Here is a 16,603-nt window from a genome sequence, read left to right on the forward strand (position 1 = left end):
CGTTTTCATGGTACGGCCTTATCGTGTCGGGCCGAGAACAACCAACCTGCCGGTTGCCGTGATGGCGCGACGATCCGGACGGTACATATCCTCTACCGACGCCGACGGGTGCGAATAGTCGCCCGGGGTTGCAGCCCTTGCAAGATAGGCAAAGGTCAGTTCCTTGCTGCTCCAACGGGTCTGGTCCACGGCCACTTCGAACCGGTCCCTGTAGAACGCCGAATGTTCCGGCTGATCAACCGTATCGAGGAACGACAGGCCACCGATATCGCCGGAACGCACAAGCCGCGGATTGTCGATCACCAGGCCGGCAGGCAGGCGGTCAACGACCATCAACCGACCTGGATGATCCGTCAGGGCCCGTACTGTGACGACCACAGCAAGCCGGGTGTTGACCGGAACAGCAGCCGGATCGATCGGATTGCCATCAAGGTCGTAGACCGTGCGTTCAACCGCATAGTCCTTGCCACCTGCGGGCTCGGGAACCAGTGGCTGGCCGGCCACGGAGACAAGAAGCTCCGTTCCAGCGTCACCGTTGTTCTTCACCTCCACCGGGAAGTCGGCAACCTCGCGGCCGCCCAGCGACCAGGCCAACCGTCCGGGCGTTACTTCACCACGAACGGTGATCCGGGCGTCTTGCGCGGATTCGTTGAGCGCATTCGCTGCCAGGAGCATCCAGGCCATATCCTGTGTCGACCGGTATGGCTTGTTGGCCTGGGCCGTTTTCAGGAAGTCGATGGCTTCCGTCTTCAGACTGTCTTCCATGGACGCCGAAACGACATAGTCCGTCACGCCCGCGCTGTCGCGCAGGACGGAGCCGTAGTCGTCGCGATAGTACTTCGGAGCCTCCTTCGGCAGAGCGGCAAGAGCCGCCCGGAAACCGGTGGCCGCCCGGTCACGCTCGCCATAAAGGGCAAGCCCGGCGGCAACCTGTGCCTTGGCAAGCGGTGTTGCGAAGTTCTGCAGCTTGGCATCCAGGTAATAGCGAAGATCGCCCATGGAGGCGCGGCCGTTGCGGGCCAGCACGTAGAGCGCATAGGCGATGTCTTCGCCGCCATCCTGGAAGTCGGAGGAATAGGCCAACCTGTTTTCCAGATTGTCCAGTGCCGAAGTGAACGCAAGATCGGGCACCAGATATCCCTTTTCGCGTGCACGGGTCAGGAAGTCGGTGACATAGGCATCCAACCAGGTATCACCGCCGCCATAGCTGTTCCAGAGACCGAAATCGCCGGAAGAGGACTGGTTCGACAGGATCTTGGCAATGGCCTTGACCACCCGTTCCCGAATGGCGCTATCGCCGCCAAGCCCCGCGGCCTCGGCAACTTCGCTGAGATAAAGCAGCGGCAGGGCACGACTGGTCGTCTGCTCGGTGCAGCCATACGGATAGCGGTCAAGTGCCGCCAGCAGGCCGGCGACATCGATGCTTGCAGCACCACCGGCAGACAGGGTGATGTCAACCGTATCCGCCCGCAGGCCGTCGAAGGTGTCCGCATCCAGCGAGAGGCTGTCTCCGGATGCCAGCGACAAGCTGGACTGACGGACAACTTCAGGCTGGGTATCTTCAACCTCGAGGCTGAAACGCTTGACGAAAACTTCGCCCTGCGGCCCGGTCAGCGACGCCACGACTTCCGACTTCGTCAGCATGTCTTCTGCCGAAACAGAAAGCAGCACCAGGGCTTTCTTGCCGTTTTCCAGATCCAGCGTACGCGACTGATCCGTGCTGCCACCTTCCAGCCGAAGGCCGTCAGCGACCGAGACTTCGAGCGCATAAGAACCCGAAGGGCCATCGACGTTGTCGATTTCCAGCGAAATTCGCGACTGGTCTCCCGGTGCAAGGAAGGCGGGTGCGCTTGCCGTCATCACGACTGGTGAACGCACTTCCACTTCCTGGTCGGCATGACCGACGCCATCCCTTGTCCAGGCAACCGCCATCAGTTTGACGGCGCCGTTGAAGGCCGGGATATCGAAGGAGACGGTTGCTTCGCCATTATCGTCCACGGTTACAAGTCCCGAGAACAGGGCAAGCGGTTCTTCATCCGGCGGAGGTGCATCGAGCCGCATGCCTGCGGCATCTCCTCCGGAACGGACACGCCCGCGGGTTCCAGCCATCCGGTCGATCAACTGGCCGTAAAGATCACGGAAATCGGTGCCGAGACGACGCTGGCCGAAGTACCATTTCTCCGGATCCGGTGTCTTGAAGCCGGTCAGGTTCAAAATGCCAACGTCAACCGCGGCAATCGTCAAATACGCCTGGTCTCCCGCTTTCAGGTTCGCGAGTTTTACCGGAACGTCCAGTGTCGTCTCGGGCAGAATCCGGTCAGGTGCAGACAACTGCACGTCAAGCGCCCGGTCCCCCGGGTCGACCTGCAGCCAGGACAGACCGACTGCCCGTGACGGCATTCGCTTCTGGTCCAGGTCCATCGGTCGGTAGAGGCTGGCCGTGATGTAGGCCCCTGCCCCCCAATCGTCGCTGACAGGAATCTCGACCTCGGTTTCCTCGGCAGTCACTTCAACGGTCTTGCTGGCCAGCAATCCGCCGGAAACAACATTGACCACAGCAATACCGGCCATCTGCGGCTTGAGGCGCAGCTTGGCGGTGTCGCCGGGCCGGTAGCTGGTCTTGTCGAGGCCAACGTCCAGATAATCAGGCGTATCGGACGAGGCATCGGCAGAATACCAGCCGGCATTGAAGGTGACGCGCGTCGAGGTCTGCAGCGTTCCGCTGCCTTCAACGTCGAGACGGTACTCACCCCATTCGACCGGAAGGGAAAGCTGTGCCGGCTGTCCGGCGGTCACCTGCACGGTGCCGGTGGCAACACGGCGGGTGGTGGTGATCGGCTCATAGGACCAGTTGCCGTCATAGCGGTACCATTGATACCGGCGATCGACCTTGGACAGGGTCCAGCCGATGTCCGTTCCGTCGACTTCCTTGCCGTCTTCATCGATGACGATTACGGAGAAATCTGCCGGACCGCCTTCATCGACACCGCCGTCGAAGGCGGGTTTCACGCCAATGCGTGGTCCGTCGATGGCAACAGGCAGGTCCATATCCCGTTCAACGTAGCGGCCGCCCGCCTCCACCAGGCGTGCGATCAGCTCGCCTGTATAAAGCATGGTCGTCTCGGGAAGTTCGGGCATGAAGACGTCGAAGGTAAGCTTGCCATCATCATCGGTCTTCAGGCCCGACGACAGGGAGCCGCGCTGTGTATAGGCATCCGCATCGGCAATGCCGAACTGATAGCCCGGGTGGGCTTCAAGCGTGCGGATGGGCCGCACGATGACATCACCTTCCAGCGTCTGGCCGCTGGCCGGCGAGCCATAGAGATACTTGGCGTCCAGCGATACCGCTGTCGGCCCGGTACGGTTGAAGGTCTTTGCATCTGTTTCAAGTTCGAAATCGACTCGCTCGGGCTGATAATCTTCCACCAGGAAGGTCTGCTCGGTGAGCGCCCTGCCCTTCGGATCGGCGAAAACCTGCCAGGACCAGATACCCTGCTGAGCCGACGCCGCCAGCGTCACATCCTGAAGGTGGCCACCAAGCCCGCCGTCGTTCACGGTAAAGCGGGCGTGCTCCACACCGTCAGGCCGATTGAAGATGAAGGTGAGCGGAAAGTCTTCCTGAGCGGTTGCGCTTGCATTGCGCAGCAGAGCCTGTGCGTGAACGGTTTCGCCAGCCTTGTAGATACCACGATCGGTCCAGGCAAAAACGTCTAGCGGTCCCGGTGCTGCACGTCCTTCGACACCCCGGTCGGACAGATCGAACGCCGGTTTGCGCAGGTCGAGGAAGGAATAGTCGCCCTCGGACGTTTCAGCCACGAGGATACCGGGGGCCTGACCGCCTCTGCCGCGGGTAAGGCCGACGGCAAATTCCGCAAAGCCTTCCGCGTTACTGACAGCTTCACCGAGAATGTCGTTGTTGACGGCCAACAGGCGTACGGTCACGCCCTCCAGTGCCTCTGCACTTGTGAGAGACCGCATATTGGCAGCAATGCCGTTATCGCCTGAAAGGGCCGTCAGGCCCAGATCGGACACCAGGAACCATTGCGTTGCCAGCGTGCCCCAGCGGTTCTTCTGATCGAGCTTGGACCGTGCGGTCATGGCATAGACGCCCGGTTTCAGCTCGATGCCGGTTTCCGAAATCGGTATGGCGGTCGTGATGTCCTGGTTCAGGTCGTTGCCGGTCTCGACGATTCCGGACCAGACCTTCTGACCCAGTTCGTCCTCGATCTGGTCTGCCCGCCAACTGTCGAGCTGCCGCAGGAAGCGGTTGTCACGCAGAATGTCGGCGATGGAGCGGTTGCCGATGCGGTAGATCGAGGTCTCGACTTCGGAGGTGTTCACGGAAACGATCGGAATGGTGGGGTCGCCACCAGCAGGAAGAACGTAGGAACGGCTCAAAAAGCTGACGGAAGGAGACCGGTCCTTCACATAGACAGTCAGGTCGGCGGTCTTTTCCAGCTTCTCGCCATCGGCTGCCGGCAAGCCGCTGCGTGCGGTGATCTGATAGCGACCGCCATGCTTGAGACCATCCGCACAGATTTGGCTGCCTTCCGCCTCAATCGCGAAAGTACCCTCGCCGCTTACGCTGACATAAGGGCTCATGTCTTCGCCAAGCGGCAGTTTTTGCGAGAAGACCAGACAGATCCGTGGCGACGCGCTGTCGGAATCGACTTCGTGATCAACGATCCGGAAGCCGTGCTCGGCAACCAGATCCGCGTATTGCCGACGGACGCTGGAATTTTCCTCGACCGCCAACGATGCCCGCAAGGCCTTGATCGCGGTCTTGTATTCGCTGCTGCGGGTCATCGCGCGGCCCACAAGTTCAAGTGCCAAGGCGCGCTCAGGTGCGCTGACCGACCGCAGATAGGCATTGATCGAGGCTGATATCGCGTTCTTGCGCTTGGTTTCCCTGTCCTGCCAGTTGTCTGGATCCTGCAGCAGCAGGGCGGTGGTAAGCTGGGTCCAGGCATCAAATTCACCCGGTTCCAGCTTGATCAGCTGCAGGAAGTCGGCTTCTGCCAGTGCACCGTTACGCTCGCCGAGTGCGTCCTGACCGTTCCGTCGCAGCTGATCCGCAGTCTGCCCGTTCGGGCGCACCGAATTTGCAATGCTGAGGGAATAGGTCTGTGCGCTTTCCAGCTGGGATTTGGGAATAAAAACCAGCTCTGCCTTTCGGTCTGCGCTCTGGTCGGCGCGTGGCGCCTTGACTTCAACGACCCGTCCGGCGATCGCACCGGCAAAACTCTGCAGTTCGCCATAGTCGGTCTTCAGAAAACACCAGCCCGCAGAGGTGTTGAAGGTGAAGGCGCGGCACTGATTGTCGCTGAGGCAGACGGATTTGCACCCGTCCAGATCCACGTCTTTCACGGTGCGATAGTCACCACCGAAGAAATCCGCATCATCGATGGTGACAATACGCCGGTCCTGCGCGACTGCTGCGGTGGCCATGACACCGGCGAAACCGGCGCTTGCCACAAGAAGCAGCGTGCTTTTGGCAACCTTCTTGAAACGATGCTTGAAATTGAGGGAAAGCTTTTGGGAAACAAACGAAAAAACGAACATGGCCAATCCTCCGGGGCCTATAATTTCCCCTATCAAGTCACTGGATCGTGACAAGGACAAGGCAAAATAGTTTTTAGAGTGAACTCTCCTGACACAAGGGCGTGGTCGCACAAATCCAGACGAGACGGTCTGAGAGCTCAGCCGATCCTGCTGACCAGTTCCTCGATCAGCAGCGCAACTTCCTGGGCCGCCTTGCTGGATGGTGCGTCCTCGGTCACGGCGCGGCCTCTGCCCATTGCAGAGGCAAAGACGGTCCGGTTGCCCAGGCGGGCATTGAGCGCGTCATATCCCGAAGCGGCAATGGCGTCCGCCATCTCACCTGTCAGGGACGCGCGGGGCGGCACGCGGTTGAGCACCAGAAGTGCGGGTGTATCTTCACGCGCAGCCATCTCGATCGTCTGCGAGGTTGCCCAGAGATCGACCGGCGTCGGCTGGATCGGAACGATCACGAAGTCAGCGGCGTCGATTGCCGGCTTGGCATCACTGTCAGTCTTGGGCGGTGTATCGATGACAACGTAACCATGGGACTTTGCGAGCGAACGCGCCTCACGCCTTGCGCCCCAGCCTGACGCGGTGCGAAATTCAAGACCGGTATTGTCTTCGCCAAAGTTGTCTTCGCGTGCCTCGAACCAGGTCCCCAAAGAGCCTTGCGGATCCACGTCGAGGATTGCCACCGGTTCGCCGGACTTTTTGGCAAGCGCAACGGCAAGATGGGCCGCAAGGGTTGTCTTCCCCGACCCGCCTTTTTGCTGTGCAACCGTCAGAATCCGCCCGGACATGCCTAAACCTCCAGAATTTCGCCAATATATTGCGCTGATGTTTTTCGCAACGCAACAAATCTATGTCTTATCCAAATGAATTTACGTTGCGTTTCCGGAATTATGGCTATGATCACCAGTGGTATTTTTTAAAAACTGCCGTCAAGGGAGGCGCACCTGAAGGAACTGCAAGAGCGAAGCTGGGCCTTGCGATGGCGCAATCCGGCGTTCTGCAAACGCCTTTTGTATGACGCGCTGAAACGGCAGCCGGAACCGGACCCCGGCAACCGTCCCCTTCAGTTCAATCTTGCATGGCTGGAGCGTTGGTCCGGTCATTTCGATGCGGCGGCAAAGCTTGCCGACAAGGCCTTCTCGATGATGGATCCCAGGCAGGATCCGGAAGGCTGGTCCGAGCTTCTGGTCATCAAGTCGGTTTGCGTCTACAGCCTCGGTGAACTCAGCCAGGCCGATGCCATTCTGGGAGAAAGCCTGGAGATCCTCGGAGCGGCAACTCACGGACGCGCCGGTATCGAGCCGCTGACCGTGCTCGCCAACATGTGCGCCTATTATCATGACTACGAAAAGGCTCAGTCCAAGCTTCAGGAAGCTATGGACATCGCCGATCGGCTGGGCCTTGTTTACGAGCGTTCACACATCCTGCAAACCCTATCGCGCACCGAATTGCGGTGTGGCAGTCCCGAGGCAGCCGTCGAAGCGGCAAAGGCGTGCCTGGAAGATGCCCTGGAGCATCGCAACGCCGTGAACCTGCCTTACGCCTATGAAGTGCTGGGAGCGGCGCTGGTGGAAACCGGCGCATTGAAGGAGACGCGCACCTGCGCCGCCAAGGGCCTGGCAGCGGCACAGTTCAGCCAGGATCACCGGGTTGCCTGCCACCTTTACTACGTGCTCGGATTGAGCCTTTTCGAAGAGAAGCGCTATGACGAAGCGCGCGGCGAACTGGAAAACGGCCTGCTGAATGCTGCCGGTGCCGACTACCACCACTGGACGCGGAACTTCTACCTCAAGCTCTCCCAGACCCACGAAGCCCTGGAAGAGCACCGCAGTGCGCTCGACTATTTGAAGGCCTATGTGAAACTTCAAAAGAAGATGTTCACCGAGGAAACGGAACGCCAGAGCAACGATTTCCGGAACCGGCTGGAATTCCGGCTTGCACACAGCAAGGCTGATTACGAGAGGGAATTGCGTACCAGAACCGAAACCTTGAACACGGAACTGCAGGAGGCAAACACGAGCCTTCTTGAACTCAACGCCCAGATCGAATTCAACGCTCTGCACGACGCGCTGACAGGTGTCGGCAATCGGCGCATGATGTCGAAATTCTTCGAAACGACCCGGCTCAGCGTGGGCCACGGCGTCAAAGTTGCCGCCATTCTGATCGATCTGGACCGGTTCAAGACCGTCAACGATCACCATGGCCATTCAGTCGGTGATCAGGTCATCAAGGCAGTGGCGGAACGGTTGTCGGATCTGCTGCAACAAGATGAGACGATCATCCGGATGGGCGGCGACGAATTCCTGATCCTGTCAACACGGCGCACTGACGCGGACAGTCTATCTGCCCTGGCAGACAGGATCGTTTACGACATCAACCTGCCGATCCCGATCAAAGGGGCGGTGGACAGGACAGTCGGCGCAAGTGTCGGGGTCTCGGTTCAGGCGAACGGCCCGGACCTCGAATATGAGCTTCTCAGGACCGCGGACGAGGCCATGTACCAAGCCAAGAAAACGGGCCGGAACAGAAGCTGCCTTCATTCCAGTGTGCCGCTTTCCATTCCCCAGAACGCTTCCTGAGCGGCACCAGTCAAGCAGGGTTCACCCTATTTCAGCCGGTTGCCCGTGGGCTATTTCCCCCCCAGCACCGAGTAAACATTCCAGGACGGACGTCCTGTTACCGGGAGGCCGTGGCGTGCCTCGGCCTTGCGGATGCCTTCACGTGTGGCCGGGCCGACCTTCCCGTCAGGTTCACCGACGTTGAAGCCGTTGCGGTTGAGGAGTTTCTGCAGCTCCACACGCTGAGCACGGGAAAGACCGGGGTTGTCGGTCGGCCAGGGTGTCTTGAACGGGTCGCCGCCTGATACGAGTTCCGACAAAAGGGCGATCGCCAGACCATAGGACGTTGATGCGTTGTAGGAACGCAGGGCCCGGAAGTTGCGGGTCACCAGGAAGGAAGGCCCCCCCGCTCCTGCCGGCTGGATCAGCGCTGCATCCAGATTACCGGAAAGACCGCCGCCGTCGATTTTGGTGAAGCCTCGTTTGGCCCAGGTCGACAGGGACGAATAGTTCTTCAGACCCGACGGCCCACTGTAACTCTTCGGTGCCTTGACCTCGTATCCCCAGGGCCGGCTGTTGCTCCATCCGGCATTTTTCAGAAAGTTTGCCGTTGAAGCCAGGGCATCGGGGACGGAATTCACCAGATCCTTGCGGCCGTCGCCGTCAAAGTCGACCGCAAGACTGTTGTAGGTGCTCGGCATGAACTGGGTTTGCCCGAAAGCCCCTGCCCAGGAGCCGACGAAGTCTTTGGCCGGCACATCCCCTCGTGAAGCAATCTGCATGGTCTTGATCAGTTCGCCCTGGAAGTATTTCTGGCGCCGTTTGCCGGCGCAAACCAGATTGGCCAGAGCATGTGGGGTGTAGAAATCGCCGCGGAAGTTGCCGTAGTCACTCTCGATGCCCCAGACCGCCAGAACCACGTGCCGGTCGACACCGTACCGCTTTTCGATGGAGGTGAGTGTGCTGTTGTGTTTTTTCAGGTTTGCCTTGCCGTCCTGGATCCGCTGCGCGTCGACCAGAAAGGCCATGTAATCCCAGATTTCGGTCTTGTGCTCGGGCTGGGACGTCGAGAACCGGATGACCTTCTCGTCAAAGGTTGCACCTGACAGCATGCGCTCGGCGATGTCCGGTCGGACGCCTGCGGCAACAGCCTGTTTCTTCAGGGATGCAACACAGCTTTCGATCGCAAAGGCCGATCCTGTCATAGCCATCATGGACAGACCGGTTCCGAACGCAACATTCACAAGATGATTTCGCATGCCCTGGCGCACAGCCCCCTCCGCAGCTTCGAAGCAATTTCCGAACGCTGACACGCTAGCGCGACATAAATGCGGCAAAAAGGGGGTACCTGCAGTTATCAAGATAAACCCGGCGCCGTTACCGCGCCGGGTTTATCACTTTCAGGTCAGACGGACCTATTTGCCTTCAATCAGCTTCCGGCGCAGCCAGCCTGAGGTCTGATCCATCAGGATCACGACAATGATTGTCAGGATGATGATGTAGCTGGTGTTTTCCCAATCACGCGAGGTCTTCATGGTTTCGACCAGCAAGAGACCGATCCCCCCTGCCCCGAGAGCACCGATGACCGTGGCTGACCGGGTGTTCGATTCCAGGTAGTAGAGGACCTGGGACACGAAGACCGGCAGGATCTGCGGGATCACACCGTAGCGATACCGCTGGATCTGATTGGCGCCGGTCGCCCTCACGCCCTCGACCTGCTTGTTGTCGATGTTCTCCAGCGCTTCGGAAAACAGTTTGCCGAGCGAACCGGTATCGGTGAAGGCTATTGCCAGAGCTCCTGTCAGCGGCCCGAGACCGAAGGCGCGAATGAAGATCAGCGACCAGATCAGCATGTCGATGCCACGCAGGAAGTCGAAGAGGCGGCGTGTTCCGAACCGAAGCAGCTTCGACGGCGTGAAGTTGCGAGCTGCAAGAAACGCCAGCGGCAATCCGAAGAATGCGGCCGTGAGAGTGCCGAGAACGGCCATCATGATGGTTTCGAACAAGGCGGTAAGAACCTTGCCGTGCTGCCAGTCAGGGTTTTCCAGAAACTCGTTCACGATGAACCAGATGTTCGACGTTTCCGGATCCATTCGGTCCGAGCTCAACGCCAACGCATAAAGCTGGCTGAAGGACATGCCGTAAAGTGGTGAGCGGAACGGAAACCAGAAGTTCTCCCAACCGCCGAAATAGTTGTGAACCTCGATCTTCGTCTTGGTGACCTGAAGGCGCCGATCAAGGGTCGGGCGCACATCGAGCTTGCGCGGGTCGATCTTGATCCAGTCCGGTGCCGGCCCTGCCGGCAGAACCGTTTCGACACCATCGGCAGTCGCGGTGCCCTCCACCACGCCATAGCCCGGGATGGTGAACAGGGCTGTCCTGCCATCGATCTCGACCTTGTAGCCATCGCCAAGGTCAACCACACCATTTTCGCCGCTAAGCTGCACCCAGTCGGGCACCTTGGCGTTGTCGTAGGTAGCGGTGCGCTCGCCTTCGATCGCAACTTCGAACTCGTTGTCCCGGAAGCTCTTTGTGACGTGAACTTTGTAGGCGACGCTATCCGTTGCCAGGATCACCGCCCGTTCCGGCTGGGCACGAGAGAGCAGTTCCGGCACCCCGAAGGCGAACCACGTGTAAACGAGGTAGGTGAAGATCGCGAGCGGTACGACGACAGTGAGCCATGCGCGCCGGCGGACCTGGTTCCAGACCAGAGCCTGGGTGACGGGTGTTTCGAGCGTATCGACGGTCATGAGATTTCCCCTCAATGCGCCCGGCCGGACCCGACCAGCTTGCCGCGCAGATAGGACGACAGTTGGTCGATGGCCATGATGGTTATGAACAGAAGGACGAAGATAGCGGCGGTTTCATCGCCTGCACCCTTGCCCCAGCCGATCGTGCGGCGAAGTTCCTGGCCGATGCCGCCAGCGCCAACGAAGCCGAGAATGGCAGAAGCACGCACATTGATTTCAAGGCGCAGCAGGAAATAGCTGAGATAGTTCGGCGCCACCTGGGGCAGCACCGCAAACCGGATGCGTTGCAGCCAGCTGGCCCCACAGGCCGACAGGCCCTCGATGGGCTTGCGGTCGATGTTCTCGTTCACTTCGGAAAAGAGTTTGCCGAGCGCACCTGCGGTATGAAACGCAACAGCGATCATGGCTGGTACAGGGCTGGAGCCGAGTACGAAGATCAGGAACAGCGCAATGATCAGTTCGGGGAAGGCACGTGTGATGTCCATGATGCGGCGAACCACCGGGATCAACGGTCCCCAGCTGTCGACATTGCGTGTGGAGGCCATGGCCAGCACCACTGCCATCGCGCCGCCCAGAAGGGTCGCAACCGCGGCAATGTTCAAGGTTTCCAGCATGGCCGGAACGAACTGCAGCATCAGCGAGAAAAAGGCCGGGCCGGCTTCAAAGGCCTCAACGACGATCTCGCCCGGATAGTCGAAGAACTTGGAAAGACCCTGAAGAAATCCGCCGGAATTCATCGAATTGGATTTCGAATAACCGGAGACCAGAACCGCTACGACCAGCAGCAACCCTATCAATGAATAGAGCTGGCGGCGTTTGCGCATGGACAGGATTTCCTGCTCGAGTGCGGCAACAGCCATTGTTTGGGACCTTTACTTGATGCTCACTTCATCCGAAGCGGGGCGGCTTAGCTGGATCAACCCTTCGAAACCTGGCGATCCTGGCCCTGTGGAGCCACTTCTGGCGGAAAGTCGGTTCCGCTGGCCGATACTTGAGAAAACGCGGGCCGGAGACCGGCCCGCGCGGAGATCGGAAATTCCGATTACTCGCTCTTTGCCTTACGGGCAGCGACGATGGATTCGTAAGCCGCATGGGTGATCGGTTCGAAGCCGCGTGCTTCACCGGCCATCACGCCGTAGCCACATTCCTTGTCTTCCTTGACGAGGTTTGCCATCAGCTCGGTCATCTTTGCCTTGATGTCGTCCGGCAGCTTCTTGGACAGGACAACCGGGCCTTCCGGGATCACCGGCGAACGCCAGATTTCCTTGATCTCGGTCATATCGACCAGACCCGCATCGGTTGCCTTGCGCAGAGCGCCGGAATTGTAGCCGTCTTCCCATTCGCCAAGACCGTCAGCCCAGGTCACGCCGCCGGCGATGTCGCCGTTGAATACGGCAACGATGGTCTGCTCGTGACCACCGGTGAAGACAACGTCGGAGAAATACTCACCCGGTTTCATGGAGTAGCCGAGTTTCGGGATTTCGATGGACGGGATCAGGTAACCGGACGTGGAGTTCGGGTCACCGAAGCCGAAAGTCTTGCCCTTCATGTCTTCCAGGGAGTTGATCTCGCTGTCGACGCGGGCAAAACCGATGGAGTAGTAGCCGTAGCTGCCGTCGTTGTTGACCTTGACCAGAACCGGCTCAACGGCTTCCGGGTCGGTCAGGAAGACTTTTGCGTAGCCGGAAGCACCGAGCCAGGCCATGTCGAGGTTACCGCCGAGCAGGCCTTCGATAACGCCGTTGTAGTCTGCCGGAGCAAACAGCTTTGTCGGAACGCCGAGCAGTTCCTCGGTCTTTTCGCGCAGGCATTCGTTGGCACGCAGACGGTCGGAAGCATTTTCGCCGCCGAGCAGGCCGATACGGAATTCCGTGATTTCCGCTGCACCGGCAACAGAAGCGTTCAGAGCGATCATGCTGACGGCAGCAAGCGCAGCAACTTTAGCAACGAGTTTCATTTGGGACACTCCCCGAGAGTTCTCAATTTTGATGACGTTAAGCGGGTGCGCAGCCGGATCAGACCGCTGCTGCCGCCGGGGTCATCGCACCGGCGGATTCTCTGGAACCGGACTGGCCGGCATCGATGGCGGTGGATGTCGCCGCCTCGTTAAAGCTCTCATCGGCACCGTAGATTTCGCGTGCGACAGCCGTGGTCAGCGCTTCCGGCGCCCCGTCGAACACGAGGAAACCGTCGCGCATGCCTATCACCCGGTCGCAATAGGTCCGGGCGGTGTCGAGCGTGTGCAGGTTGCAGATGACGATCTTGTTGTCGCGCTCGTGAATTTCACGCAGCGCATCCATGACGATCTTGGCATTCATCGGATCGAGCGAGGCAATCGGCTCGTCCGCCAGGATCATGTGCGGGTCCTGCATAAGAGCGCGGGCAATCGCAACACGCTGCTGCTGACCACCGGACAACTCCTCGGCCCTCTTGGTGGCTTCCTGGGCAATGCCCAGTCTGTCGAGCGCACCAAGCGCGGAATTGACGTCTTCCTGGCTGAAGATGTTGAAGAGGCTCTTCAAGGTGCCGTGACCGTTGAGGCGCCCCAACATGACGTTGGTGACAACATCCAGGCGCGGCACCAGGTTGAACTGCTGGAACACCATGGCGCAGTCGCGCTGCCAGCGGCGCATCATGCCGCCTTTCAGGCTGAGAATGTCCCGGCCATCGAACAGGATCTGTCCGGCGCTGGCGGGGGTCAGCCGGTTGATCATGCGCAGCAAGGTTGACTTGCCGGCACCGGACCGACCGATGATCCCGACCATCTGCGGTTTTTCGATATTAAAACTTACTTTGTTGACCGCGGTCCGAGACCCGAAGGTCTTGGTGACTTCCTGAAATTGAATCACGCGCCAGCCCTGTCCGTTGTGTTCGTCGTGCTGCGCGACAAGAGCCACCGGACCATTACAGAAAAATGACATTCCTTTGTCGGGGAGCCCAAAATTTTATGACAAATCAATGACATCCCTGCCTGAAGCATTGGCAGAACAACCATCTCCGGCGGGAATTCCGCAGCGCTCTCAGCGCTTTCCGGGCCCCCTCGGCGTCACACATGCCTGGCTGAAATTCACTCGGAAATCAGTGCTCAAATACAAGGCTTCTACCCGCCAAATGCCGTTTTCACCGCTGTGGATGCATGCAAAAAAAGTGACGGGAGTCACGCCAGTGTCATCAAAGCGTCACGACCGGTGCCAGCAACACGGCTACAAACCGTTTCCGCACTCCTTCCAACGCTATATGGAGCATCCATGTCCGCCCCGACCCAGAAGCCTTCCCTGACCGAAGCCCCAAACATTCACCCGGAGGCCAGGGTGCTGAATTGTGATCTCGGCATCTGGACCGAGGTTGGCGCACGCACGGAAATGCGCGAAAGCAGCATGGGGGACTATTCCTATATCGTGCAGGAAGGCGATGTCGTCTGGTCGACTATCGGCAAGTTCTGTTCCATCGCCCGTCGCGTCCGCATCAATCCGGGAAACCACGCAACCTGGCGCGCCTCCCAGCACCACTTCACCTACCGCGCTGCTGCCTATGACCTTGGCGAAGACGACGCGGATTTCTTCCAGTGGCGCAAGGACGACTGGGTCACCATTGGCCATGATGTGTGGATCGGCCACAATGTCACGGTGCTTGCCGGCGTCTCGATCGGCACCGGAGCTATTGTTGCAGCCGGGGCAGTCGTCTCCAAGGATGTCGCCCCCTACACCGTAGTTGGCGGTGTGGCCGCCAGGGAAATCAAACGGCGTTTCACCGAACAGCAGGAACAGGCGCTGATCGATATCTCCTGGTGGGACTGGTCCCATGAAGAGCTGAAGCAACGGCTGCCCGATTTTCGCAAGTTGTCGATCGACGCGTTCATCGAGAAGTACCGCTGATCCCACAGGTGGCGCGGACACCTGCTCAGGTGAGCCGTGCCCTCTTTTCCCGCTGCACAAAATTCCCGGGACGCGTTACACTTGCACAATGCAAACAGAAACCGCCGTTCTTGAAACCAGTCTTGGTCCGTCGCTGCGGCGCTGGCGCGTACTGAACCGGGTCAAGCAGGAAGCCCTGGCACATGAACTCGGCGTCTCGCAGACGAGGATATCGCGCTGGGAGAGCGGCAAGTCGCAGCCGGATGACAGCGACAGGGCGAAGATCACCCGTCTGCTGAGGGCACGTCCGGAGAGCGCCGCCGACAAGGCCCTGCTTGATCTTGTCTCCCGGTCCGCGGTTCCCGTGCATCTGGTCTGCGACCTCACACACAGGCTGCTGGCCATGTCCGTTCCGCGTGCCTGCGAATGGCGCGCGCCGGTGAACGATTTTCTGAACCGGCCCCTGTGGCGTTTTGCGTCCGAAGGCATTCGGGCAACAGAGCACAGACTGACCGACTTTGGCTGGTTCGAGCCGGATGCTCCTGACATTGTCTACCGAACGGAACACGTTGATTTCCCGGAAATGACCATCCCGGAGAGCACCATCCGGATTTCGCGCCTGCCGCTGTCAGACGGACGGTTTGCGCGGCTGGTCCGTGAAGAACAGGATGCCGCATAAATTATGCGGTAACTCGCCTGGCGCGGTGGCCCGCAATAATCTGGCTACCATGACAAAGACGCCCCCTTCCCTCGATCTTCCTGAAATTTCCCACACCAGACTGACGGGCCTGCTGGACTTCCTTCAGGCTGCAGAGCAGCTGAAGGACACGCTTCGCTCGGGAACGACAACCGGCGGCAGGCCGGAGAGCACTGCCGAACATAGCTGGCGACTGGCCTTGATGGTTCTGTTGTTCGAACCAGAGCTGAAAGAAATCGACTTGCTCAAACTCCTGAAGCTGACGCTTGTGCATGACCTGGGCGAAGCCATCTCCGGAGATGTCCCCGCTCCGCTCCAGACGCTGGGCGACGACCGGCAGGAACGCGAGAGGCGGGACTTCCTGACCTTGTGCAAACCGCTGCCGGGTGACGTGGCTGGCGAGCTGCTCTCGCTCTGGGATGAGTATGCAGCGGCACGAACCGCTGAAGCCCGACTTGCCAAGGCGTTCGACAAGCTGGAGACCATGCTTCAGCACGTTCTGATGCCAAGGCAAGCACCTCCATTTTATGAGTTCAACCTGGGTTACGGCCGTGATCGCACCGATTGCAGTGCCCTCACGCGTCAGTTGCGGGACGAAGTCGACGAGATGACCCGCGCCATGATGACGGACGCCGGACGGGAAATCGCCTGATTGCACAATCGACTTTGCCGCTCAAGGGTGCCTGGTGCCTTGCCGGGCGGTCAGCAAAAAAGGTCATGCAGGTTCTTATTTTTCGTGTTTGGGTTTACCCTTCTGGTTGTGCCGTTCAGTCACTGCCGGAGGAACCAGCATGTACACCATTCTGCCCCGCAGCCAGGGTGCCGTTCTCGGTGTCGAGATTTCCGGAAAAATCGATATTGATCAGGAAAAGAACCTGATCGCCAAGGCCGAGGAGATGATTGAAGATCAGGGCAAGATCAGCGTTCTGGTCGTTCTTGGCGATCATGTCGGCGTTTCCTTCGAGGCTGCCAAGACGGACATCCGGTGGGTGCTTGCCAACATGCAGCATCTCAACAAGATCGCCATCGTTACGGACAGCAAGTTGCTTGCCGCCCTCGTTGCGATCGACGCCACGTTTGCACGGATGGTCGGCATTCAGGAAAAACACTTCGACCGGGATGAAATCGATATCGCCTGGCACTGGATCGAAACGCCAGTATGAGCTTATGCCGTTAGCAATTTCCGCCTCT

The 16,603-nt window shown here is 59.4% G+C and carries 12 protein-coding genes; 5 read left to right on the plus strand and 7 right to left on the minus strand.

Annotated features, from left to right (window positions below; translation table 11 throughout):
- Positions 1–18: 18 nt before the first annotated feature.
- Together FIV05_RS24330 and parA are read right to left on the minus strand one after the other, a co-directional pair.
- Complete coding sequence (locus tag FIV05_RS24330; RefSeq protein ID WP_152511292.1) at positions 19–5,562, minus strand: alpha-2-macroglobulin family protein; 5,544 nt, start codon at positions 5,560–5,562, stop codon at positions 19–21.
- 137 nt (positions 5,563–5,699) lie between these two features.
- Entirely contained in the window at positions 5,700–6,341 is a 642-nt protein-coding gene (gene parA / locus FIV05_RS24335; protein ID WP_023000188.1) for a ParA family partition ATPase, read from the minus strand.
- 186 nt (positions 6,342–6,527) lie between these two features.
- Here parA and FIV05_RS24340 point away from each other — a divergent pair, with 186 nt between their 5' ends.
- Positions 6,528–8,132 carry a diguanylate cyclase gene (locus tag FIV05_RS24340; protein ID WP_152511293.1) on the plus strand — a complete coding sequence of 535 codons (1,605 nt, stop codon included), beginning with the start codon at positions 6,528–6,530 and terminating at the stop codon, positions 8,130–8,132.
- 50 nt (positions 8,133–8,182) lie between these two features.
- Here FIV05_RS24340 and FIV05_RS24345 read toward each other — a convergent pair whose 3' ends face one another.
- The 5 genes from FIV05_RS24345 to phnC all read right to left on the minus strand — a co-directional run bounded on the left by FIV05_RS24345 (position 8,183) and on the right by phnC (position 13,710).
- Positions 8,183–9,370 (minus strand): lytic murein transglycosylase, encoded by a 1,188-nt coding sequence (locus FIV05_RS24345; RefSeq protein ID WP_173013932.1) that lies wholly within the window; start codon positions 9,368–9,370, stop codon positions 8,183–8,185.
- Positions 9,371–9,526: 156 nt separating this feature from the next.
- The gene (gene phnE / locus FIV05_RS24350; RefSeq protein WP_152507038.1) at positions 9,527–10,861 is read right to left on the minus strand and encodes a phosphonate ABC transporter, permease protein PhnE; all 1,335 of its coding nucleotides are present in this window, start codon (positions 10,859–10,861) and stop codon (positions 9,527–9,529) included.
- Between the two features lie 11 nt (positions 10,862–10,872).
- A complete protein-coding gene (gene phnE, locus FIV05_RS24355) occupies positions 10,873–11,721 on the minus strand; it encodes a phosphonate ABC transporter, permease protein PhnE (RefSeq protein ID WP_152511295.1) in 849 nt (282 codons plus the stop codon).
- Between the two features lie 182 nt (positions 11,722–11,903).
- Complete coding sequence (gene phnD, locus FIV05_RS24360; RefSeq protein ID WP_023000193.1) at positions 11,904–12,818, minus strand: phosphonate ABC transporter substrate-binding protein; 915 nt, start codon at positions 12,816–12,818, stop codon at positions 11,904–11,906.
- Positions 12,819–12,876: 58 nt separating this feature from the next.
- A complete protein-coding gene (gene phnC / locus FIV05_RS24365; RefSeq protein ID WP_055659582.1) occupies positions 12,877–13,710 on the minus strand; it encodes a phosphonate ABC transporter ATP-binding protein in 834 nt (277 codons plus the stop codon).
- A gap of 399 nt (positions 13,711–14,109) precedes the next feature.
- Here phnC and FIV05_RS24370 point away from each other — a divergent pair, with 399 nt between their 5' ends.
- The 4 genes from FIV05_RS24370 (at position 14,110) to FIV05_RS24385 (ending at position 16,575) form a co-directional block, all read left to right on the plus strand.
- Positions 14,110–14,736, plus strand: a complete 627-nt coding sequence (locus FIV05_RS24370; RefSeq protein WP_055659209.1) for a DapH/DapD/GlmU-related protein — start codon at positions 14,110–14,112, stop codon at positions 14,734–14,736.
- Between the two features lie 88 nt (positions 14,737–14,824).
- The gene (locus FIV05_RS24375; protein ID WP_152511296.1) at positions 14,825–15,394 is read left to right on the plus strand and encodes a helix-turn-helix transcriptional regulator; all 570 of its coding nucleotides are present in this window, start codon (positions 14,825–14,827) and stop codon (positions 15,392–15,394) included.
- Positions 15,395–15,443: 49 nt separating this feature from the next.
- The gene (locus FIV05_RS24380; RefSeq protein ID WP_152511297.1) at positions 15,444–16,064 is read left to right on the plus strand and encodes an HD domain-containing protein; all 621 of its coding nucleotides are present in this window, start codon (positions 15,444–15,446) and stop codon (positions 16,062–16,064) included.
- Between the two features lie 139 nt (positions 16,065–16,203).
- Positions 16,204–16,575, plus strand: a complete 372-nt coding sequence (locus FIV05_RS24385) for an STAS/SEC14 domain-containing protein (RefSeq protein ID WP_152511298.1) — start codon at positions 16,204–16,206, stop codon at positions 16,573–16,575.
- Positions 16,576–16,603 lie beyond the last annotated feature (28 nt).

The organism is Labrenzia sp. THAF191a (genome assembly GCF_009363335.1).
GTDB classification, from domain to species: domain Bacteria; phylum Pseudomonadota; class Alphaproteobacteria; order Rhizobiales; family Stappiaceae; genus Roseibium; species Roseibium algicola.

What these genes read in the sequence shown, in the direction of transcription:
- FIV05_RS24380 (WP_152511297.1), top strand. Translation starts at nt 15,444, where the DNA reads ATGACAAAGACGCCCCCTTCCCTCGATCTTCCTGAAATTTCCCACACC.
- phnD (WP_023000193.1), bottom strand. Translation starts at nt 12,818, where the DNA reads ATGAAACTCGTTGCTAAAGTTGCTGCGCTTGCTGCCGTCAGCATGATC.
- FIV05_RS24375 (WP_152511296.1), top strand. Translation starts at nt 14,825, where the DNA reads ATGCAAACAGAAACCGCCGTTCTTGAAACCAGTCTTGGTCCGTCGCTG.
- FIV05_RS24330 (WP_152511292.1), bottom strand. Translation starts at nt 5,562, where the DNA reads ATGTTCGTTTTTTCGTTTGTTTCCCAAAAGCTTTCCCTCAATTTCAAG.
- FIV05_RS24370 (WP_055659209.1), top strand. Translation starts at nt 14,110, where the DNA reads ATGTCCGCCCCGACCCAGAAGCCTTCCCTGACCGAAGCCCCAAACATT.
- phnE (WP_152507038.1), bottom strand. Translation starts at nt 10,861, where the DNA reads ATGACCGTCGATACGCTCGAAACACCCGTCACCCAGGCTCTGGTCTGG.
- phnE (WP_152511295.1), bottom strand. Translation starts at nt 11,721, where the DNA reads ATGGCTGTTGCCGCACTCGAGCAGGAAATCCTGTCCATGCGCAAACGC.
- FIV05_RS24385 (WP_152511298.1), top strand. Translation starts at nt 16,204, where the DNA reads ATGTACACCATTCTGCCCCGCAGCCAGGGTGCCGTTCTCGGTGTCGAG.
- FIV05_RS24345 (WP_173013932.1), bottom strand. Translation starts at nt 9,370, where the DNA reads ATGCGAAATCATCTTGTGAATGTTGCGTTCGGAACCGGTCTGTCCATG.
- parA (WP_023000188.1), bottom strand. Translation starts at nt 6,341, where the DNA reads ATGTCCGGGCGGATTCTGACGGTTGCACAGCAAAAAGGCGGGTCGGGG.